This is a genomic window from Streptomyces sp. NBC_01298, assembly GCF_035978755.1.
In the GTDB taxonomy this organism is placed as follows: Bacteria; Actinomycetota; Actinomycetes; order Streptomycetales; family Streptomycetaceae; genus Streptomyces.
The window spans coordinates 6,598,796-6,620,206 of sequence record NZ_CP108414.1 but is presented as its reverse complement, the minus strand read 5'-3'; the positions used below and the strand labels follow the sequence as shown (position 1 = coordinate 6,620,206).

The 21,411-nt window shown below is 72.5% G+C and carries 15 protein-coding genes; 4 read left to right on the top strand and 11 right to left on the bottom strand.

Annotated elements, in window-relative coordinates:
• Window positions 1-2 precede the first annotated feature (2 nt).
• From ftsW to rsmH, 8 genes are all read right to left on the bottom strand, one after another.
• A complete protein-coding gene (gene ftsW / locus OG730_RS30075) occupies window positions 3-1,445 on the bottom strand; it encodes a putative lipid II flippase FtsW (protein ID WP_327307171.1) in 1,443 nt (480 codons plus the stop codon).
• Between the two features lie 77 nt (window positions 1,446-1,522).
• A complete protein-coding gene (murD, locus tag OG730_RS30070) occupies window positions 1,523-3,013 on the bottom strand; it encodes a UDP-N-acetylmuramoyl-L-alanine--D-glutamate ligase (RefSeq protein ID WP_327307170.1) in 1,491 nt (496 codons plus the stop codon).
• A complete protein-coding gene (mraY, locus tag OG730_RS30065; RefSeq protein ID WP_266877087.1) occupies window positions 2,995-4,065 on the bottom strand; it encodes a phospho-N-acetylmuramoyl-pentapeptide-transferase in 1,071 nt (356 codons plus the stop codon). The genes murD and mraY overlap by 19 nt, the downstream gene beginning before the upstream one ends.
• Entirely contained in the window at window positions 4,062-5,480 is a 1,419-nt protein-coding gene (locus tag OG730_RS30060; protein WP_327307169.1) for a UDP-N-acetylmuramoyl-tripeptide--D-alanyl-D-alanine ligase, read from the bottom strand. Before OG730_RS30060 ends, mraY begins: the two co-directional genes overlap by 4 nt.
• Window positions 5,477-7,177 (bottom strand): UDP-N-acetylmuramoyl-L-alanyl-D-glutamate--2,6-diaminopimelate ligase, encoded by a 1,701-nt coding sequence (locus OG730_RS30055; protein WP_327307168.1) that lies wholly within the window; start codon window positions 7,175-7,177, stop codon window positions 5,477-5,479. The genes OG730_RS30060 and OG730_RS30055 overlap by 4 nt, the downstream gene beginning before the upstream one ends.
• A 45-nt stretch (window positions 7,178-7,222) precedes the next feature.
• Window positions 7,223-9,232, bottom strand: coding sequence for a peptidoglycan D,D-transpeptidase FtsI family protein (locus tag OG730_RS30050; protein WP_327307167.1), 2,010 nt, complete (start codon window positions 9,230-9,232; stop codon window positions 7,223-7,225).
• Window positions 9,233-9,514: 282 nt separating this feature from the next.
• On the bottom strand, window positions 9,515-10,036 hold the full coding sequence (locus OG730_RS30045) for a cell division protein FtsL (RefSeq protein WP_327307166.1): 522 nt from the start codon (window positions 10,034-10,036) through the stop codon (window positions 9,515-9,517).
• Complete coding sequence (gene rsmH, locus OG730_RS30040; RefSeq protein ID WP_442815221.1) at window positions 10,033-10,962, bottom strand: 16S rRNA (cytosine(1402)-N(4))-methyltransferase RsmH; 930 nt, start codon at window positions 10,960-10,962, stop codon at window positions 10,033-10,035. The genes OG730_RS30045 and rsmH overlap by 4 nt, the downstream gene beginning before the upstream one ends.
• A gap of 341 nt (window positions 10,963-11,303) precedes the next feature.
• On the opposite strand from rsmH, the gene OG730_RS30035 reads away from it, so the two are divergent.
• From OG730_RS30035 to OG730_RS30020, 4 genes are all read left to right on the top strand, one after another.
• On the top strand, window positions 11,304-11,855 hold the full coding sequence (locus OG730_RS30035) for a beta-class carbonic anhydrase (RefSeq protein ID WP_327307164.1): 552 nt from the start codon (window positions 11,304-11,306) through the stop codon (window positions 11,853-11,855).
• A gap of 175 nt (window positions 11,856-12,030) precedes the next feature.
• Complete coding sequence (locus tag OG730_RS30030; protein WP_327307163.1) at window positions 12,031-13,041, top strand: AAA family ATPase; 1,011 nt, start codon at window positions 12,031-12,033, stop codon at window positions 13,039-13,041.
• Window positions 13,041-14,462 carry a DUF58 domain-containing protein gene (locus tag OG730_RS30025; protein WP_327307161.1) on the top strand — a complete coding sequence of 474 codons (1,422 nt, stop codon included), beginning with the start codon at window positions 13,041-13,043 and terminating at the stop codon, window positions 14,460-14,462. The genes OG730_RS30030 and OG730_RS30025 overlap by 1 nt, the downstream gene beginning before the upstream one ends.
• Window positions 14,459-16,885: a transglutaminase TgpA family protein gene (locus OG730_RS30020; RefSeq protein WP_327307160.1), complete on the top strand. Its 2,427-nt coding sequence runs from the start codon at window positions 14,459-14,461 to the stop codon at window positions 16,883-16,885. Before OG730_RS30025 ends, OG730_RS30020 begins: the two co-directional genes overlap by 4 nt.
• A 487-nt stretch (window positions 16,886-17,372) precedes the next feature.
• On the opposite strand, the gene OG730_RS30015 is transcribed toward OG730_RS30020, so the two are convergent.
• The 3 genes from OG730_RS30015 to OG730_RS30005 are packed head-to-tail and all read right to left on the bottom strand — an operon-like array spanning window position 17,373 to window position 21,171.
• Window positions 17,373-18,020 (bottom strand): TetR/AcrR family transcriptional regulator, encoded by a 648-nt coding sequence (locus tag OG730_RS30015; protein ID WP_327307159.1) that lies wholly within the window; start codon window positions 18,018-18,020, stop codon window positions 17,373-17,375.
• 21 nt (window positions 18,021-18,041) lie between these two features.
• A complete protein-coding gene (locus OG730_RS30010; RefSeq protein WP_327307158.1) occupies window positions 18,042-20,126 on the bottom strand; it encodes a YhgE/Pip family protein in 2,085 nt (694 codons plus the stop codon).
• Complete coding sequence (locus tag OG730_RS30005) at window positions 20,098-21,171, bottom strand: ATP-binding cassette domain-containing protein (RefSeq protein ID WP_327307157.1); 1,074 nt, start codon at window positions 21,169-21,171, stop codon at window positions 20,098-20,100. Before OG730_RS30005 ends, OG730_RS30010 begins: the two co-directional genes overlap by 29 nt.
• Window positions 21,172-21,411 lie beyond the last annotated feature (240 nt).

The window sequence follows — 21,411 nt, the reverse complement described above, 5'->3', positions numbered from 1 at the left end:
ATTCACCGCTCTCCGGACGGACGCTTCTTGACGCGCCGTCTCATCGACTTCCATCTCTGCCCGGTCCGCGGCCGGCCGTTCTTGGGCCTTCGCATCGCGAGCGCCGCCCGTGCCGCCGGCTCCTCACGCGCGAAGGCGATGAGCAGTCCGACCGCGAACATGGTCGGCAGCAAGGCTGACCCACCGTAGGAGAACAGCGGGAGCGGGACACCGGCGATCGGCAGCAGGCCGAGCACCGCACCGATGTTGATCACGGCTTGCGCCGTGATCCAGGTGGTCACGCCTCCCGCGGCAAACCGTACGAAGGGGTCCTCCGTGCGTCCGGCCACGCGGATACCCGCATAGCCTAGGGCCGCGAACAGGGCGAGCACCGACAGTGTCCCCGCCAGCCCCAGTTCCTCGCCGGTGATGGCGAAGATGAAGTCGGTATGAGCCTCTGGCAGTTGCCCCCATTTTTCCACACTGGCACCCAGTCCGGAACCGAACCATCCGCCCGATGCGAGGGCGTAGATTCCGTGCACGGCCTGCCAGCACAGCCCGTTGTCGGGCAGCTCGGAGACTCCGATGCACTGGAGCCGGTCCATGCGGTGCGGGCTGGTCTTGATCAGCAGGGCCACGAGCACGCCCACGAAGGCCAGGACTGCCGCGAACATCCGCGTCGGGGCTCCGGCCAGCCACAACAGCCCGAACAGGATGGCGCCGAGGATCATCGCGGTGCCCATGTCCCCGCCGAGCATGATCAGCCCGAGCAGCAGGAAGGTGACCGGGACCAGCGGCACCAGCAGGTGTTTCCACTGGCTCAGCAGGTCCTTGTCGCCCTTGCGCGCCAGCAGGTCGGCGCCCCAGAGGATGAGGGCCAGTTTGCCGAACTCACTGGGCTGCAGCATGAACGGACCGCCAAGGGAGATCCAATTCTGGTTGCCGTTGATCGACACTCCTATCCCGGGGACCTGGACCAGGACCATCAGGAAGAGCGTGCCGGTGAGCACCGGATAGGACAGGGCCCGGTGGAGCTTGACGGGCATCCGGGAGGCGATCAGCAGCAGTCCGGTGCCGATCGTGGCCGCCAGGAACTGCTTCTTGAAGAAGTACGCGTCACCCAGCCCGAGCTGGAGCGCCTTGATCATGGAGGCCGAGTAGACCATCACCAGGCCGAGCACGGTGATGAGCAGCGCGCTGCCGAAGATCAGGTAATACGCCGTGAGGGGCCGGTCCCAGGCCCGGCGCAATTGCCGTTGCGTACGCCGCAGCCGGGTCAGCGGCCCGCCCCCGGCGGGCCTCCCGGGACGTGCCGCGGGGCGCCCCCGGCCCAGCACTCCCCGGCCGGCCCTGGGCGCCCTCGGCGCACCGGTTGTGGCGCCCCTGCCCTCTTTGGCGCTCTGGGCGTTCTTGGCCGTCTTGTCCGCGGACGGCCGCCGCCCCGGCAGCACTTGCTTGGCCGGCATCTGTGATCTTCCCCTCCAACTCGTACGAGGCGAGCAGCCGATCGGCCGGAGGGAACCTGCCCTGGATCGAGCCGGACCTAGGCCTGCTCGGCGGCCAGTTCGCGCACCGCGTCGGCGAACGCGTCCCCACGCTTGCTGTAGTTCGCGAACATGTCCATCGAGGCACAGGCAGGGGCCAGCAGAACCGTGTCGCCGGTTTCCGCGAGCCGGGCCGCTTCCCGGACCGCCGCGAGCATCGCCCCAGTGTCGGTCCGTGCGAGGTCCACGACCGGGACCTCCGGGGCGTGTCGCGCCAGTGCCTCGGCGATCAGGGCCCGGTCGGCACCGATCAGGACGACGCCCCGCAGGCGCTTCGCGGCCTTCTGCACGAGCTCGTCGAAGGTCGCGCCCTTGGCGAGGCCGCCGGCGATCCAGACGACCGGCTCGAAGGCCGCCAGGGAGGCTTCCGCGGCGTGGGTGTTGGTGGCCTTGGAGTCGTCCACGTACGTGACCCCGGCGACCTCGTCCACGTGGCTGACCCGGTGGGCGTCCGGCCGGAAGTCGCGCAGTCCGTCGCGGACGGCGCGCGGCTCCACGCCGAAGGCGCGGGCCAGGGCGGCGGCGGCGAGGGCGTTGGCGATGTTGTGCGGGGCCGGCGGGTTGACGTCCGCGACCTCGGCGAGCTCCTGGGCGTTCTTCTGCCGGTTCTCCACGAAGGCCCGGTCGACGAGGATGCCGTCGACGACGCCGAACATGGAGGGGCCGGGGGCGCCGAGGGTGAAGCCGACGGCCCGGCAGCCCTCTTCCACGTCCGCCTCGACGACCAGGTCCTCGGTGGCCTTGTCCGAGGCGTTGTAGACGCAGGCCACGGTGTTGCCCTCGTAGATCCGGCCCTTGTCGGCGGCGTACGCCTCCATGGAGCCGTGCCAGTCGAGGTGGTCCGGGGCCAGGTTCAGGACGGCCGCGGAGTGCGGGCGCACCGAGGGCGCCCAGTGCAGCTGGTAGCTGGAGAGCTCGACGGCGAGTACGTCGTACCGCTCCTCGCCGAGCACCACGTCGATGATCGGGGTGCCGATGTTGCCGACGGCCGCGGTCTTGAGGCCGGCGGCCTTCAGGATCGAGGCGAGCATCTGGGTGGTGGTGGTCTTGCCGTTGGTGCCGGTGATCGCCAGCCAGGGGGCCGGTTCCCTGCGGGGCTCGCCGGACCGGGCGGCGCGCAGGTCCTCGGCGGTCTCGCGCAGCAGCCAGGCGATCTCGACGTCGCCGACCACGTCCACGCCGGCCGCGGCGGCTGCCGCGAACAGCGCGCTGTCGGGCTTCCAGCCGGGCGAGGTGACCACGAGGTCGGTGCCCTCGGGCACGGTGTCGCCCGCCCGTACGCCGCCGTCCAGGAGGCCGAGGCGGACCTCGATGCCCTGTTCCGCCAGTTCGGCGGCCCGGGCGCGCAGCGCGTCGCCGTCCCCGTTGTCGACGACGGTCACCCGCGCACCCAGCCCGGTCAGGGCCTTCGCCGCACTGATGCCGCTCACGCCGAGGCCGGCGACGGTGATGTTCTTGCCCTGCCAGGCGGTCACTTGTCGGCTGCCCATCCCGCGTAGAAGACTCCGAGGCCCACGATCACGCACATGCCCTGGATGATCCAGAACCGGACGACGACCAGGACTTCCGACCACCCCTTGAGTTCGAAGTGGTGCTGCAGGGGTGCCATCCGGAAGACGCGCTTGCCGGTCAGCTTGAAGGAGCCGACCTGGATGACGACCGACATGGTGATCAGGACGAAGAGGCCGCCCAGGAGCGCCATCAGGAACTCCGTGCGGGAGCAGATCGCCAGACCGGCGAGCGCGCCGCCGAGGGCCAGCGAACCGGTGTCGCCCATGAAGATCTTGGCGGGCGAGGTGTTCCACCACAGGAAGCCGAAGCAGGCGCCCATCAGGGCGGCCGCGACGACCGCGAGGTCCAGTGGGTCCCGCACTTCGAAACAGGCGTTCGGGTTGGTCAGGGTCTGCGCGTTGGCGCAGGACTCCTGGTACTGCCAGACGCCGATGAAGGTGTAGGCACCGAAGACCATCACGGCGGCGCCGGTGGCCAGGCCGTCGAGGCCGTCGGTGAGGTTCACGCCGTTGGACATCGCCAGGATCATGAACAGCGCCCAGACCACGAACAGCACCGGGCCGATCGCCCAGCCGAAGTCCGTGACGAACGACAGCTTGGTGGAGGCCGGGGCGAGTCCGCGCGCGTCCTTGAACTGCAGGGAGAGCACCGCGAAGGCGATGCCGACGATCAGCTGGCCGGCCATCTTGGCCTTGGCCCGCAGACCGAGCGACCGCTGCTTGACGATCTTGATGTAGTCGTCGAGGAAACCGACCACACCCATGCCCGCCATCAGGAAGAGGACGAGGAGGCCCGAGAAGGTCGGCTGGCTGCCGGTGATCACCTTGGTGAGGGCGTACGCGATCAGCGTGGCCAGGATGAAGGAGATGCCGCCCATGGTGGGCGTGCCCTTCTTCCCGGCGTGACCGCGCGGCCCGTCGTCCCGGATGAACTGGCCGTAGCCCTTGCGGGCCAGACCCTTGATCAGCAGCGGGGTGCCGATGAGCGTGAGGAAGAGTCCGATGACTCCGGAGAACAGGATCTGCCTCATCGGCCGGCGACCTCGCCGTCGAGCAGGGCCTGGGCCACCCGCTCCAGGCCGGCTGACCTGGAAGCCTTCACCAGCACGACGTCACCCGGGCGCAGTTCACTGCGCAACAGGTCGACCGCCGCCTGTGCGTCGGACACGAGCACCGACTCCTCACCCCACGAACCCTCGTTATATGCGCCCAGTTGCAGCCAGGAGGCTTCCCTGCCCCCGACCGCGACCAGCTTGCTCACGTTGAGCCGGACGACAAGCCGTCCGACCGCGTCGTGCTCGGCGAGCGCGTCGTCTCCGAGCTCGGCCATCGGGCCGAGCACCGCCCACGTGCGGCCCCCGTTCGCCTTGGCGGCACCGCCCATCGCGGCAAGTGCGCGCAGTGCGGCCCGCATGGACTCGGGGTTTGCGTTGTAGGCGTCGTTGACGATCGTCACGCCGTCCGCCCGCTCGGTGACCTCCATCCGCCACCGGGACAGGCTGCCCGCCCCGGAGAGCGCGATGGCGATCTCCTCGGCGGACATGCCCAGTACGTGGGCGACGGCGGCCGCGGCGAGCGCGTTCGACACGTGGTGCTCACCGTACAGCCGCAAGGTCACGTCGCTGCACCCGGTCGGTGTTCGCAATGTGAAGGAAGGCTGTCCCCTGTCCGTCATGCGGACCTCGGTGGCCCGGATGTCGGCGTCCTCGGCCTCGCCGAACAGCACCGTACGGGCCTTCGTACGCCCGGTCATGGCACGTACCAGCAGGTCATCGGCGTTGAGGACGGCGATGCCGCCCTCCGCCTCGGACGGCAGGGCCTCGACGAGCTCGCCCTTGGCCTGCGCGATCTGCTCCCGGCCGCCGAACTCCCCGATGTGCGCGGTGCCGACGTTGAGGACCACGCCGATCCGCGGGGGCGTCAGTCCGGTGAGGTAGGCGATGTGGCCGATGCCGCGGGCGCCCATCTCCAGGACCAGGTGCTGCGTCTCCTCGGTGACCCGCAGCGTCGTGATCGGCAGGCCGATCTCGTTGTTGAGGTTCCCGGGGGTCCACACGGTCGGCGCGTGGTGCTGGAGGACCTGGGCGATCAGGTCCTTGGTGGAGGTCTTCCCCGCGGAGCCGGTGAGGGCCACGACGTCGGTGCCGAGGCGTTCGACGACGGACCGGGCGAGCGCGCCGAGGGCGGCCACCACGTCGGGGACGACGATGGCCGGGACGCCGACGGGCCGGGTCGCGAGGACGCCCACGGCCCCGGCGGCCAGGGCGCGTTCCGCGTAGTCGTGGCCGTCCACGCGCTCTCCGACGAAGGCGGCGAACAGGCTGCCGGCCTGGACCTCGCGGGAGTCGTAGACGACGGGACCGGTGACCGTGACGGACGGATCCGGTATGTCGTGGGGCTGCCCGCCGGTGATCTCGGCGATCTCGGCGAGGGAAAGGGCGATCACTGGTTCACCTCGGCCTGTCGGGGACGCTGGCGTGCTTGGGTCTCGATGGCCGCGCGCAGGACCGCCCGGTCGTCGAAGGGGCGTACGACGCCCGCGATGTCCTGGCCCTGCTCGTGGCCCTTGCCGGCCACCAGCACGGTGTCTCCCGCCTCGGCGCGCGCGACGGCGGTGGCGATGGCCGCCGCCCGGTCGGCGTCAACGAGGACGGCGCCCCGCTCGGCGGGCGGCACGGACACGGCGCCGCGGAACATCGCGGCGAGGATCCCGAGGGGGTCCTCGGAGCGGGGGTTGTCGGAGGTCAGTACGGCGGTGTCGGCGAACCGGGCGGCCGCCGCGCCCATCGGGGCCCGCTTGGTGGTGTCGCGGTCGCCGCCGCAGCCCAGTACGACGTGCAGCTTGCCGGTGGTGACCTCGCGCAGGGCCCGCAGGACCGATTCGACGGCGTCCGTCTTGTGCGCGTAGTCCACGACGGCCAGGTACGGCTGTCCCGCGTCCACCCGCTCCAGGCGGCCGGGCACCCCGGGGACCGCGGCGACGCCGTCGGCGGCGGTCTGCGGGTCGAGGCCGGCGGCGGCGAGCGTGACGACGGCGGCCACGGTGTTGGCCACGTTGAACGGGCCGGGCAGCGGGGCGGTGGCCCGGACCCGCTCGCCCGCGGGACCCACCAGGGTCAGGGTCGAGTCCATGTGGCGCGAGACCACGTCCTCGGCCCGCCAGTCGGCGGCCGGGTCGCCCGCGGCGGAGAAGGTGACGACCGGGATCGGCGACTCCTTGGCGAGGCGGCGCCCGTACTCGTCGTCGATGTTGACCACGCCGAGGCGGGCGCGGCGCTCGGTGAAGAGCTGCGCCTTGGCCTGGAAGTAGTCCTCCATGTCGGAGTGGAACTCCATGTGCTCCGGGCTCAGGTTGTTGAAGACGGCCACGTCGAAGACGCAGCCGTCGACCCGGCCGAGCACCAGGGCGTGGCTGGAGACCTCCATGGCGACGGCCTCGACGCCGCGTTCGCGCATGACCGCGAAGAGCGCCTGCAGGTCGGTGGCCTCGGGGGTGGTGCGCTCGGACTTGATGCGCTCGTCGCCGACGCGCATCTCGACGGTGCCGATGAGCCCCGTCTTGCGTCCGCCGCCGCGCAGGCCGCCCTCGACGAGGTACGCCGTGGTGGTCTTGCCGGAGGTGCCGGTGATGCCGATCTGGAGCAGGTCCTCGCCCGGCCGTCCGTAGACCGCGGCGGCCAGGGCGCCCATCCGGCCGCGCGGGTCGGCGACGGCGAGGACCGGGAGTCCGGTGGCCGCGGCGCGCTCGGCGCCGGCCGGATCGGTCAGCACCGCGGCGGCGCCGAGGGCGGCCGCCTGCGCGGCGAAGTCCGCGCCGTGCAGCTTGGCGCCCGGCAGGGCCGCGTACAGGTCTCCGGGGCGCACGGCACGCGAATCGTGCGTGATGCCGGTGATCCGCGTCTGCGCGCCGGGGACTTCCACCCCCAGCAGCTCCGCCAGCTCGCCCAGGGGGGTCGGGCGGACGGACAGGGGACGTGGCGCTCCCGGCGGCGCTGCCGGTGCGTCGTTCTGGGTGGTTCTGGGCTGATCAGCGTGGGGCACGGCGGTGAGCGTACCGGGCGCGGCGGGCCGCTCGCGAAGCGAGGGCCCGGCCTGGGGCTCGGCGGACGCGTGGTTCCCGGATTCGGGGGTGATCGTTGTCACTGATGGTGCCTCACGCTTTTCTGGGGCTGGCCGTCCGGGCGTCGGTCACTGGCCCGGCTGCGGGCTCGGCTGGGAGCCGGGCTGCGCGCCGGGTTCGTAGGTGACCGGGAGTCCGGCGGGGGCGGTTCCGGTGGGAGCGATCTGGAGGGTTTTGAGGGCGAACTCCATGACCTTCTTGTAGATGGGCCCGCAGATCTGGCCACCGAAGTAACTGCCCTTGGTGGGGTTCTGGATGGCGCAGTAGACGGTGATGCGGGGATTGTCCGCAGGTGCGAATCCCGCGAACGAGGCGGTGTAGCCCTTGTAGCGGCCGGTGGCCGGATCCACCCGGTTGGAGGTGCCGGTCTTGCCGCCGACCCGGTAGCCGGGGATGCGGGCCTTGGTGCCGGTGCCCTCCTGGTCGTCGACCACCGACTCCAGCATTTCCGCGAGGGTCTTGGCGGTCTCCTCGCTGACCACGCGGTTCTTCGCGGGCGCGGGCGCCGGGGTGAAGCGGCCGTCGGGGCCCTTGGTGCCGCGGACCAGGGTCGGGGCGACGCGCACCCCGCCGTTGGCGATGGTCGAGTACACCGAGGCCGCCTGCATGGCGTTGAGGGACAGGCCCTGGCCGAAGGGGATCGTGTACTGCTGGGAAGTGGACCACTTCTCCGGCGGGGCGAGGATGCCGCGGGACTCGCCCGGGTAGTTCAGGCCGGTGGGCCGGCCGATGCCGAACTTGTCCAGGTACGAGAACAGGACCTTGTTGGACTCGGGCTGCGTCGGACCGAGCTGGCCGGTGGCCAGGATGGTGCCGATGTTGGAGGACTTGGCCAGCACCCCGTTGAGGGTCAGGTACCAGGTCGGGTGGTCGATGTCGTCCTTGAAGAGCCGGTCGCCGCGGTGCAGCCGGTTGGGGACCTCGACGTGGGTGTCGGGCTTGGCCTTCTTCTCCTCCAGGACGGCCGCCATCGACATGACCTTGGCGGTGGAGCCGGGCTCGTACACGTCCTGGAGCGCGGCGTTGCCCATGGCGGCCGAGCTGGCCTTGGAGAGGTCGTTGGGGTCGAAGCCCGGGGCGTTGGCCATGGCGAGGACCTCGCCGGTGGTCGTGTCCTGGACGATGACGTACCCGCGGTCGGCCTCCGACTTGGCGACCTGCTCGGTGATGGCGCTCTGCGCGGCCCACTGGATGTCGCGGTCGATGGTCAGTTCGATGTCCTCGCCGGGCACGGCGGGCTTCTCGCTGGACCCGGCGGTCGGCACGCGGCGGCCGCCCGACTGGGCGTACGTGAGCTCGCCGTCCTTGCCGGACAGCTTCTTGTCGAGGGAGGACTCCAGGCCGCCGCCGCCCTTGCCCTCGGCGTTGACGTAACCCAGTATCCCGGCGGCGAGGTCGCCGTTCGGGTACACGCGCTTGCTGCTGTTCTCGTTGAACACCCCGGCCAGGACGTTGGCGCCGGGGCCGTTGTTCTTCTTGTCCGCGGACGCCTTCTCGGCGAAGACCTTCTTGAGGCCCTTGATCTGGTTCCAGACCTGGGGGGTCTGGCGGCGGGCGAGGACCACGTAGCGGGTGTTCTTCGTCTTCAGGCGGGCGGTGATCTCCTTGGCGTCCTTGCCGAGGATCGGCGCGAGGAGGGCCGCCGCCTGCTCGGGGGCGTCGGGAGCCTTGCTCTCCTGCACGGTGAACATGTGCGGGTCCGCGGTGATGTCGTACGCGTCCACGCTGGTGGCGAGCGCCACGCCCTTGCGGTCGGTGATCTCCCCGCGCTCGGCGGCCAGGGTGTAGCTGGCGAAGCGGTTCTCGGAGGCCTTGGCGGAGTACGCGGACGCGTCGACGGCCTGCACCTGGAGCAGCCGTACGACGAACACCAGCATCACCATCGTCAGGCCGACGCTGACCAGCCGCAGCCGGGGCTTGGGGGCGCCGAGCCGGATCGTGTGCGGTTTCCTCGCGGGGGCGGGGCGTCGGGTGGCGGGCCTGGCGGCGGGCCGCGCCGCGCCCCGCGCCCGTTCCGCCCCGGGCCGTGGCCGCCCGGGCCCGGGCACCCGCCGCCGCGGCGGCTCCTGGGGGCTCATGCGGCAGCCCCCCGGGCGTGCGAGGACCCCGGCTGCGCCGAAGCCCCTGGGGCTCCACCCCAGACCCCGCTCCTCAAACGCCGGAGGGGCTGGACTTGGCCGATGCCGGCCTGGACCCGCGGACCCCGACCGTCAAAATCAGCCCCGCCGGCGTTTGAGGAGCGGGGGTCCGGGGGCTGGCCCCCGGCGAGGGCGCCGCACGCGGTAGGGGTCAGGGCGGAGCCCTGGGAACGGTGGAAGGGCGGGTAGGGGACCAGCCCCGCAGGGGTACGCGTCACTACGTCACCGTCCAGGGGTCTGGGAGGGCTGAGCCGCTCCGCCCGACGGGGCGGCAGGGGCGGCGGGGGCCTGACTGGAAGGGGCGGCAGCCGGGGAGCCCGCCGGGCTCGGCACGGCCCCGCCGGGGGACGCCGAAACGGGCGGCGCGGCGGACACGGGCGCTGCCGGCGGCGACGGGGGCGGCGGCTCGGCGGCCGGCGAGGCGGTCCCGGCGACCTTGCCGTCGGGACCGATGAAGACCGGGCTGCCGCCCGGGACCAGACCCAGCTCGTGCGCCCGCCGCTGCAACGCGTCGGGCGCCGAGTAGCCGTCCACGTCCCGCTGCAGCGCCTGTTCCTCGTCCGTGACCGCGGTCGTCTCCCGCTTCAGCTTGCTCAGCTGGAAGGAGCCCTGGTTCAGCGCCGAATTCAGCAGCAGCAGGCTGATCAGCCCGCCGCCGAGCAGCGCCACGACCAGCAGGACGAACGGGGTCCGCGCCGCCTGTCCGGCGACCGGGCCCCCCAGCACCCGCCCCAGGCGTTTCACAGCCGCGCCTCCCGGATGCGCTCCACCCCGCGGCAGCGGGCCGGCGCCGCACGCCGGTTCTCCGCGATCTCCTCCTCCGTCGGCAGCTCGGCGCCGCGCGTCAGGAGCTTCAGCTTCGGCTGGTACTTCTCCGGTACGACCGGCAGCCCGGGCGGGGCCGTCGAGGTCGCGCCGGCGGCGAAGGCCTGCTTGACGAGGCGGTCCTCCAGCGACTGGTACGAGAGCACCACGATCCGGCCGCCGACCGCGATCCGGTCCACGGCGGCGGGGATCGCCCGCTCCAGTCCGGACAGCTCGCCGTTGACCTCGATGCGCAGGGCCTGGAAGGTGCGCTTGGCCGGGTTGCCGCCGGTCCGCTTGGCCGCCTGCGGCAGGGAGTCGCGGATCAGTTCGACGAGGCGCGCGCTGTTGGTGAAGGGGTTCTTGTCCCGCTCGCGCACCACCGCGGACACGATCCGCTTGGCCTGCTTCTCCTCGCCGTACTGGCGCAGGATGCGGACCAGCTCGCCGGGCGCGTAGGTGTTGAGGACCTCGGCCGCGCTGATGCCCGTCGTCTGGTCCATCCGCATGTCGAGCGGGGCGTCCTGCGCGTAGGCGAAGCCGCGGTCGGCCTCGTCCAGCTGCATGGAGGAGACGCCGAGGTCGAAGAGGATGCCCTGCACGGCGGGGATGCGCAGTCCGTCCAGCACCTCGGCCAGGTCGGCGTAGATGGCGTGGACGAGGGTGACCCGGTCCCCGAAGGGCGCGAGGCGCTCCCCGGAGAGGCGCAGGGCTTCCTTGTCGCGGTCCAGGCCGATCAGGTGGGCCTCGGGGAACCGGGTGAGCAGGGCCTCGCTGTGCCCGCCGAGGCCGAGGGTGCAGTCGACGACGACGGCCCCGGGCCTCTCCAGTGCCGGGGCCAACAGGTCCAGGCACCGCTGGAGCATCACCGGGACGTGTCGGGACTCGCTAGTCAAAGCGCCCTCTCAGATAACGGCGCGGCAGGCATACGCCGCGCCGCGCACGCGGAGTCTTACCAAAGGGCCGGGCGGCCGGTCAGGGCCGGGCTCCGGCCGGTTCGCGTCACTTTAGTGCAACGGTCGCCGCGGTCAACGAACCGCCCCGCGCGCCGTGCGCCCCCGTGCCATCGAAGCCGCAAAAGGCGCGAATCACCCGGACGGCCGCGTGCGCCTCACCCCTGTGGGTTAGCTCACAACAGGATCAGGTGACCTTCTTTGTCCACCCTCACTCGATGCTCATACGGCCTGTGACCACTAACGTCGTATCCATGACGACTTCCGTACCCCTGCCCGCCGCCTCCGCGCCCAAGGCCGCCGAGGAGCTCTCCGTCACCGACCGCCTGGTCGACTCGAACCGCGCCTACGCCGCCAAGTTCGCCGACCCCGGCATGGACGCCCGTCCGGTCCTCCAGGTGGCCGTAGTGGCCTGTATGGACGCCCGCCTCGACCTGCACGCCGCCCTCGGCCTGGAGCTGGGCGACTGTCACACGATCCGCAATGCCGGCGGGGTGGTCACCGACGACACCATCCGCTCCCTCACCATCAGCCAGCGGGCGCTCGGCACCCGCACGGTGATACTCATCCACCACACCGGATGTGGTCTCGAAAGCCTGACCGAGGACTTCCGGCACGAGCTGGAGGACGAGGTCGGCCAGCGTCCCGCCTGGGCCGTCGAGGCCTTCCGTGACGTGGACCAGGACGTCCGCCAGTCCATGCAGCGGGTCCGTACGAACCCCTTCCTGCCCCACAAGGACGATGTGCGAGGCTTCGTCTTCGACGTGCACACCGGGCTCCTGCGGGAGATCGATCCCACCTCTTGAGTGACACCAGGGCCAAGGGCCGTCAAGAATGCGGGGAGACGTCACCCGGAAGAGGTTTCCGGGTCGGTGTCCGCGTTACGACGTTCTTGATTGCTCTTGATTTCTGAGGTGTTTCGGGGTGGGCCGGTCATGCGCGATGGTGCGCCGGCCCTGGGAAAGGGTCGAGGAGAACCAGGTGACCACGTATGACGACCGAGCGAGCCTCGCGGATCTGACCAGCACGGCGCAGCAGGTGCGGGAATCGATCGAGAGCGTGATCGAGGGCAAGCCGGAAGTGGTCCGCCTCGCGCTGACCGTCCTGCTCGCCGAGGGCCACCTGCTGATCGAGGATGTACCCGGCGTCGGCAAGACGATGCTGGCCAAGGCGCTCGCCAAGTCCATCGACTGTTCGGTCCAGCGGATCCAGTTCACCCCGGACCTGCTGCCCTCGGACATCACCGGCGTGAGCATCTACGACCAGCAGCGCCGGGAGTTCGAGTTCAAGCCGGGCGCGATCTTCGCGCAGATCGTCATCGGCGACGAGATCAACCGCGCCTCCCCCAAGACCCAGTCCGCGCTGCTGGAGTCGATGGAGGAGCGCCAGGTCACCATCGACGGCACCACCTACACGCTGCCGAGCCCCTTCATGGTCGTCGCCACCCAGAACCCGGTGGAGATGGAGGGCACCTATCCCCTCCCCGAGGCCCAGCGCGACCGCTTCATGGCCCGGGTCTCGGTGGGCTACCCCAGCCCCGAGGCCGAACTGCGGATGCTCGACGTGCACGGCGGGCTCTCCCCGCTCGACGACCTGACGGCCGTCGCGCACGCCCACGACATCGGCAAGCTCATCGAAGCCGTCCGCGAGGTGTACGTGGCCGCGCCCGTCCGGCGCTACGTCGTCGACCTGGTCTCCGCCACCCGCAGCCACCCGGACCTGCGCCTGGGCGCCTCTCCCCGCGCCACCCTGCACCTGCTGCGCGCCGTGAAGGCCTCCGCCGCCCTGTCCGGGCGGGACTACGTCCTGCCCGACGACGTCCAGGCCCTGGCCGGACCGGTGCTCGCGCACCGGCTGCTGCCCACCGCACAGGCCCAGCTGAGCCGGCGCACCGCCGAGCAGGTCGTCGCCGACATCCTCCAGCGCACCCCCGTACCGGCCGCGCCCTCGCGCGGCGAGATCCCGCCCGGCGCGGGCATCCGGGGCTTCTGATGAGCGCCGGCGCCCCGCACGGCGCGGGCGGCCGGAGTCCGCAGGAGGGTGGTGGGCTGCGCGCCTCGCTGGCCGGGCTGACCACCCGCGGCCGCTCCTTCCTGGCCGCCGGGATCGCCGCCGGGCTGTGCGCGTACGTACTGGGCCAGTCCGAGCTGCTCCGGGTCGGACTGCTGCTCTCCGTGCTCCCGCTGCTCTGCGTCCTGGCCCTGCACCGCACCCGCCACCGCGTCTCCGGCAATCGCCGGCTGACCCCGGTGCGGGTGCCCGCCGGCTCCGAGGCCCGGGTGCAGCTGCGGCTCGACAACACCTCCCGGATGCCGACCGGGCTGCTGATGCTCCAGGACCGGGTGCCGTACGTGCTGGGGCCCCGGCCGCGCTTCGTCCTGGACCGGGTGGAGCCGGGCGGCCGCCGCGAGGTCTCGTACCGGGTCCGCTCCGATCTGCGCGGCCGCTACCCGCTGGGCCCGCTCCAGCTGCGGCTCACCGACCCCTTCGGGCTGGTCGAGCTGACCCGCTCCTTCTCCGCCTACGACACCCTCACCGTCATCCCGCGCACCGAGGCGCTGCCCCTGGTGCGCTTCACCGGCGAGTCCTCCGGCTACGGCGACGGCAGCCGCCGCTCGCTGGCCCTGGCGGGCGAGGACGACGTGATCCCGCGCGGTTACCGGCGCGGCGACGACCTGCGCCGCGTGCACTGGCGCTCCACCGCCCGCTACGGCGAGCTGATGGTGCGCCGCGAGGAGCAGCCGCAGCGCAGCCGGGCCACCGTGCTGCTGGACACCCGGCGCCTCGCCTACGAGGGCGCCGGCCCCGACTCGGCCTTCGAGTGGGCCGTCTCCGCCGCCGCGTCGACCCTGGTGCACCTTCTGGAGCAGGGCTTCTCGGTGCGCCTGCTGACCGACACCGGGGACTGCGTGCCCCGCGAGGGCGGCGGCTTCACCTCCGGCGGGCAGGAGTCCGCGGAGGCGGCGGGGCTGCTGATGGACACCCTCGCGGTGATCGGCCACTCCGACGGCGCGGGCCTCTCGCGGGCCTGCGACGCGGTACGGAGCAACGGCACCGGCAGCGGCTTCGGCGGAGCGGGCGGCGACGGGCTCCTCATCGCCTTCTTCGGAGACCTGGACGACGTACAGACGGGACTGGCGGCCAAGATGTGCCGGCGCGGCGGCGGAGGGGCCGTGGCGTTCGTACTGGACTCCTCGGACTGGTCCGGGCGGCCCCAGGGCCTGGCTTCGGTGATGTCAGCGATGTCGGGGGGAGTGCCCCCGCTGGACGAACGCCTGGCCGGGCTGCGCGACGCGGGCTGGACGGCGCTGGCCGCCCCGCCCGGGGTGGCCTTCGGGGAACTGTGGCGGCAGGCGGGCAACGCGCCGATCGGCGCGGCGGGCGGTTCGGGTTCGGCGGGGGGCTGGGGATGAGCGGACGGGCGAGACTGACGGTCTTCGCGGCCCTGGCGACCCTGTTCACCGCCTGGTCGCTGAACCCGCTGGTGGAATCGGGCGGCTGGCTGCCGCAGGCGGCGCTGCTGCTGGCGCTGCAGAGCGCGGTGGGCGCGGGCGCGCGGCGGGTGCCGCTGGCCCGGACGCTGACCGTGGCCTCGCAGGTCCTCGTATCGCTGCTGGCGCTGATGCTGGTGTTCGGCGGGAAGATGCCGTCCGCCGCCGGCGAGGGGCTCCTGGACTACCTCGTCACGGACTTCGGCGCGCTGTTCCGCCAGGGCGTGCAGGACGTGAACGAGTTCGCGATGCCGGCCCCGCTGACGGACGGGATCCGGCTGCTGCTGGTGTCCGGGGTGCTCCTGATCGGGCTGCTGGTGGACCTGCTGGCGGTGACCGTACGCACGGCCGCCGCGGCCGGGCTCCCGCTGCTCGCGCTGTACTCGGTGGCGGCGGGCCTGTCGGGCGCGGCCACCGGCTCGGGCGGCGCCTCCTGGACCGCCTTCCTGCTGGCGGGCTGCGGCTACCTGCTGCTCCTGCTCGCCGAGGGCCGCGACCGGCTCGCGCAGTGGGGCCGGGTCTTCGGCGCCGCTCCGCGCGGCAAGGTGGCGGCCGGATACGCGGGCGGCGGCCAGGCCCTCGCCCCGGTGCGCACCGGACGGCGGATCGGCGCGGTCGCGCTGGGGCTGGCGCTGGCGGTGCCCCTGGTGCTGCCCTCCATGGGCAGCGGACTCCTGGGCACGGGCGGCGGCGTGGGCGACGGCGAGGGCAACGGCCTCGGCCCGTCGATCCAGGCGGTCAACCCGCTGGTCTCCCTGCAGAGCAGCCTGAACACCCAGGACAACCGGGTCGTGCTGCGCTACCGCACCGACAGCCCGCAGCTCGGCGAGCAGTACCTGCGGATCCTGGCCCTGGACGAGTTCAACGGCGTCAAGTGGGAGGCCTCGGGGCGGGCCCTGACGGACGTCCCCAAGCGGATGCCGAACCCGCCCGGGGTGAGCGACAGCGTGCTGAACGGCGCGACCGAGGTGCAGACCTTCATCTCCTCGGCGCAGACGTACGCCCAGCGCTACCTGCCGATGCCCTATCCCGCGACGGGCGTGGACATCGCCGGGAAGTGGCGGTTCGAGCCGGCCGGGCGCACGCTCGTCGGCGACCAGCTGGGCAAGGACAAGTTCCAGAACGCCCAGGGCGTGCAGTACTCGGTGCGGAGCCTGCTGCTGAACCCGACGGCGGAGCAGCTGCGCCGCGCGCCGGGGGCGAATCCCGAGATCGCGGCCGAGTACACGAAGGTGCCGGACAACCTGCCGGCGGTCGTCGCCCAGACCGCCCGCGAGGTCACCCGCGGCACCAAGGACGACTACTCGGCGGCGGTCAGGCTCCAGGACTACTTCGCGGTGAGCGGCGGGTTCCGCTACGACACGAAGGTCTCCTCCGGTACGGGTTCGCAGGCCATCGCCAAGTTCCTCGCCGACAAGGAGGGCTTCTGCGTCCACTTCGCCTTCTCGATGGCCTCCATGGCGCGCACCCTCGGGATCCCGGCCCGGGTCGCGGTCGGGTTCACGCCCGGGGTGAAGCAGGCCGACGGCGTCGTCAACGTCTCGATGCGGGACGCGCACGCCTGGCCCGAGCTGTACTTCGAGGGCGTGGGCTGGACCCGCTTCGAGCCGACGCCCCGGTCGGGCATCACGGTGCCGGACTACAGCCGGCCCGCCGCCCCGCAGACCCAGCCGAGCGCGCCGACGGCGGCCCCGTCCGCGAGTGCGGCGCAGCCGTCCGCCGGGCCCTCGACGGCGGACGACTGCCCGCCGGACCAGAAGAAGCTGGGCGAGTGCGGGCCGGCCGCGGGGCAGCGGAACACGGGCGCGGGCGGCGACGGCCCCTCCGCGGCCACGGTCCTGGCCTGGACGGCCGCGGGCATCCTGCTGCTGGCCCTGCCGCTGCTGCCGTTCCTGTGGCGCGGGCGGCTGCGGGCGCGGCGGCTCGGCTCGGGGCGGGTCCTGGCCGCCTGGCGGGAGCTGGGCGACGCCGCGTGGGACGTCGGGATCCTCCCGGACGAGGCGCTGTCCCCGCGGGGGGCGGCGGACCGGGTGGTGTCCCTGGGCCGGCTGGACGCCCCGGCGGCCGATGCCGTACGCCGGGTCGCGGGCGCGGTGGAGCGGGAACTGTACGCACCGCCGGGCGGGGAGCCCCCTTACCGGGAGCTGGCCGAGGACGTCCTGCTGGCCCGCGCCGGGCTCCTCGCCGGGGTGTCCCGCCGGTCCCGGCTGCGCGCGGTGCTCTTCCCGCGTTCGGCGGCGCGGGTCGGCTGGGCCGCCTCGGCCCGCTGGGCTTCGCTGACCGGCCGCTTGGCCGACACCGCCGCCCGGGCCCGGACCCGAATCCCGCTGCGCGGCCGCGGCTGACGCGGTGTGGGGGGGCGGTGCCCTGCGGGGCTGTCCCCGACCCGCCCTTCCACCGTTCCCCGGGCGCTGCCCGGACCCGCGCCTCAGACGCCGGGGTCTGGGGCGGAGCCCCAGGGGGTCCGGGGCACAGCCCCGGGGAACGGTGGAAGGGCGGGGAGGGGACTTCGCCCCGCGCGGCGGAACGCCCGTAGGCGGGTACGGGCTCGCACCCGGGACGGGGATACGGCTGAGGCCGGGGCTCGATCCCCCCGAGCCCCGGCCTCCGTCGGCCAGAGAGACCCGGTCCGCACCTGCCGCCCCGTGTCGGCGGTGCGCGCCGGGTCCCTGTCCGTCGCCCCCAGTCTGGCGCGGCGACACCCCGCACCCCATCCGCGCAGGTACTCATTTCCGCGCCTAGGTACGGATACTCACCCGCCCCACCAGTTCTACGCGGCCCCGCCGCCCCCGCGGCACCGCCGATCGGGGGTCACCCGCCACCGGGCACGCGTCAGCGGTTCCCGCTGACCCGGCCCCGCAGCAGCAGCGACAGCGCCGAGTGCACGTCGTCCAGCGACCGCTCGCTCTGGAAGGACTGCCAGTCCAGCGCCGCCACCAGCACCATCCCCACCATCGCCGCGGCCGTCAGCGGCACGTCGATCTCCGCGCTGAGCTCGCCCCGTTCCACGCCCTCGCGCAGCACCGTCTCCACGACGGCGACGGCCTCCCGCCGGACGACCATCAGCGTGGACTGCCAGGTCCGGTTGGTGCGCCACAGCTCGGCGACGTAGAGCTGGGTGAAGGCCGGGTAGCGGTCGATGAAGACCAGTCCGGCCCGGATCATCTCGTCGAGCGCCTCGACCCGGGTCCCGCCCCTGGCCTCGGTGGATTCCGCCGCCGTGCGCAGGGACTCGGTCAGGAGCCCGACCCCGTGCCGCAGCAGCTCCTCGAAGAGGTCGTTCTTGCTGGCGAAGTTGTAGTAGACGGTGCCCTTCGCCACGCCCGCCCGCTCGGCGATCTCCTCGACCGTCGTCGCGGAGAAGCCCTGCTCCGCTATGAGGGTGACGGCCGCTTCGTAGAGCTTCTGCCGTGTGGCCGCGCGGCGGCCGCCGCCCCCGGCCGTACCGGTGCTGCTGCTTTCCATGGCGCTGATTCTCACAGGTCAACCTGTCCGTCCGGGCTACAGGCTCAGTTCCGGGCGCAGCCGGTCCATCGTCCACACCTGCTTGCCGCGGGCGGCGAGGGCGGTGAGGGCGAGGGCTCCCGCCGTGAAGGCGGTGAGGACCAGGCAGCCCTGCCAGACCGGGGCGAGGTCGCCGCCGGTGATGAGCCGGCGCAGGCTCTCGACCACGTAGGACATCGGCAGGTAGGGGTGGATGGCATTGAAGAAGCCGGGGCTGGTCTGGACGGGATAGGTGCCGCCCGCGGAGGTGAGCTGGAGCATCAGGACGGCCAGGACCAGGATCCGCCCGGCGGCGCCGAACTTGGCGTTGAGCCACTGGACGATCGCGGCGAAGCAGGCGGTGACCAGGACCAGGAAGCCGATGGTGAGCGCCGGCCGGGCCATCTGCAGGCCGAGTCCCCAGTGCAGTACGGACATCAGTGCGCCCACCTGCGCGGCGCCGATCCCCACCACGGGCAGCCAGCCCGCGAGGGCGATCCGCCAGGGCGAGGCTCCGGTGGCGAGCGCGCGCCGGTTCAGCGGCGCGATCAGCATGTAGGCGACCATCGCGCCGACCCAGAGGGAGAGCGGGATGAAGTACGGGGCGAAGCCGGTGCCGTAGTTGGGCGCCTTGTGCAGGGACTGGTTGGCGAGGCGGACCGGGTCGGCCATGACCTCGGTGCGGGCGTCGCGCTGCTGCTGGTCGTAGGCCGGGATCTTGCCCGCGCCGTCGTGCAGGCCGCCGGCGAGGTCGCCGTTGCCGTCGACGAGCTTGACCAGGCCGCCGTCGAGGTCGTGCGCGCCGGCGCCGAGCTTGCCGACGCCCGCGCCGAGCGCGCCGGAGCCCTCGGTGGCCGAGCCGATGCCGGTGTGCAGCTTGACCATGCCGTCGGAGACCTTGTGGGCGCCGTCGTTGAGGGCGTTCACCTGGGTGACCGCGGCGTCCAGGTCCGCGGAGAGGCCGGGGGCCTTCGTGACGAGGAGGCGGGCTTCGCGCTCCAGGTCCGCGAGCTGCTTGTGGAGGGTGGCGAGGTCCCCCTTCGAGTTCCCCAGCAGGGTGTCCACGTCACCGGCGAGTTCGGCGGCCTCGGCCGCGTCGTCCTTGAGCCGCTTCAGCTGCGGGCAGGTCTCGGGGAGCGGCTTGGCGCCGGTGGTGCAGGTCTTCGCGTAGACGTCGGCGGCGCCGGTGGAGACGCGCTGGGTGACGGTCGCGGCGGCCGGGGCCGCCTTGGCGAAGGCTTCGAGGTGGTTGTCGACGACCTTGGCGGTGTCGGCGACGAGTTCGGCGCTGTCCGCGAGGCTCTTGGGGTCCTTGAGGAAGGGGCGGGCCTTGTCGGCGACGCCGCCGACCTTGTCGGCGAGCGTCTGGGTGCCGGCCGCTACGCCCTTCGCACCCGTTTCCAGCTGTCCGGCGGCCTCGTTCAGCTTCTTCAGTCCGCCGGTGAGCTCGCCGTTCTTCTGCTTCGCCGTGTCCAGGCCGTCGGCGAGGTCCTTGGCGCCCTTCTGTGCCTTGCCCGCACCGTCCGTGAGCTTGTCGGCTCCGTCGGCGGCCTGGGCGGTCTTGTCGTGGAGGTCGGAGAAGTTGACGAAGATCTTGTCGAGGAAACCGCGGGAGGCGTTGGTGGACGCCGCCGAGCGGACCTCGGAGAAGACGGTGCGCGAGATCGAGCCGACGATGTAGTTGTTCGCGTCGTTGGTGCGGACCTGGAGCGCTCCGGTGGCGGGGTCCTCACCGGAGCTGGAGGCGATCTTCGAGCTGAAGTCGGCGGGCATGGTGAGGGAGAGGTAGTACGTGCCGTTCTCCAGCCCCTCGGCCGCCTCCTCGGCGCTCACCTCGCGCCAGTCGAAGGTCTTGCTGTCGCGCAGCTTGCGGGTGATCTCGTCGCCGGCGTCGATCCGCTTCCCGTCGACGGTGGCGCCGCTGTCGGAGTTGACGAGGGCGACCGGCACCTTGTCGAGGCGGCTGTAGGGGTCCCAGAAGGACCACAGGTACAGGGCTCCGTAGAGGAGCGGCAGCAGGAGCAGCGCGACGAGGGCGGCCCGGGGCAGCTTCCCCCGCCCGAACCGCTTCAGCTCAAGCGCGGCGAGCTTCGGCGAGCGCATCGTCGTCCCCCTTCGTGTCGTGCGGGTCGTCCTGGGCGGCGGCCGGGATGCCGGGGCCGTCGGAGTCGGTGGTCTTGTCGGAGCCGGTGGCCTCGTCGGAGCCGGTGGCCTCGCCCGGGCTCGTGGTCTCGTCGGTGCCGTCGGTGCCGTCGGTGCCGTCGGTGCCGTCGGTGCCGTCGGTGCCGTCGGTGCCGTCGGTGCCGTCGGTGCCGTCGGTGCCGTGGGAGTCGTCGGAGTCGTGCGGGGTGACGGCCTGGGCGCCCCAGCTGACCTTGGAGTCCGTGGGCCGGGGCACCAGGGCGGATCCCGCGGCCGGTGTGGCGGCCGGGTCGGTGGTGGCCGCGGCCGCCACCGCGACCGTGCGCACGACCGTCACGTCGGACGGGGCCTCGCTGCACACCGCGAGGACCGTGGTCCCGCGGGCGGCGAGGGAGCGCAGCAGATCCCAGGCTTCGGCGCGTTCGGCGTCCGAGAGCTTGAGGTCCAGGTCGTCCAGGGCGAGCAGGCGGGGCGCGCCGAGCAGCGCGATGGCCACCGACAGCCGTACGGATTCCAGCCGTTCCAGGTCCCGTACGGAGGTGCGCGGACCCTTCGGCAGGCTCCCGAGGTCGAGTCCGGCGGCGGCCAGCGCGGCGTCGATCCGGGCCGCCGTGGAGGTGCGGCGCTCGGCGCGCGGGCGGAGCAGGGCGCGGACGGGGCCGTCGTAGCGGCGCTGGAGCAGGGCGCCCTCGCGCAGTTGCTCGGCGACGGTGAGGGCCTGGTCGAGGTCGTTGACCCCGGGCACCGGGCCGAGGGCGGCGATGCGGCGGACCGCGGCCATCTTCTTCGGCAGCCGGTGGCGGCCGATCTCGGCGTGGCCCTCGGTGGCCTTCATCCGGCCGGTGAGGGCCAGCAGCAGGCAGGTCCGGCCGCTCCCGGAGGGGCCTTCGACCGCGATGAGCGAGCCGGGCGCCGCGTCGATCCCGATCCCCCGGAAGACCCAGCCGCGCGGGCCCTTCACTCCGAAGTCCTCGGCTTTGACGGCCGCGCCGTGCGGGCTGTCCACGCCGTCCCCCTTCTTTTGAACTTCTTTTGAACTGACCGGTCAGTTCAAAAACTAGCATCCCCGGCGGCATCCGCGGCGCACGGGGCGGCAGTTGCCCGGACGCGATCCCGGATTCGGGGACGAAACCGCAGGTCAGCGCGATTGTCAGTGGGGGCCGTCACGATGGGGACACGCAAGAACAGCTCGACCCGTAGGAGCTCGACCAGGCAGCGCGATGCGCACGCGATGACAGGAGGTTCG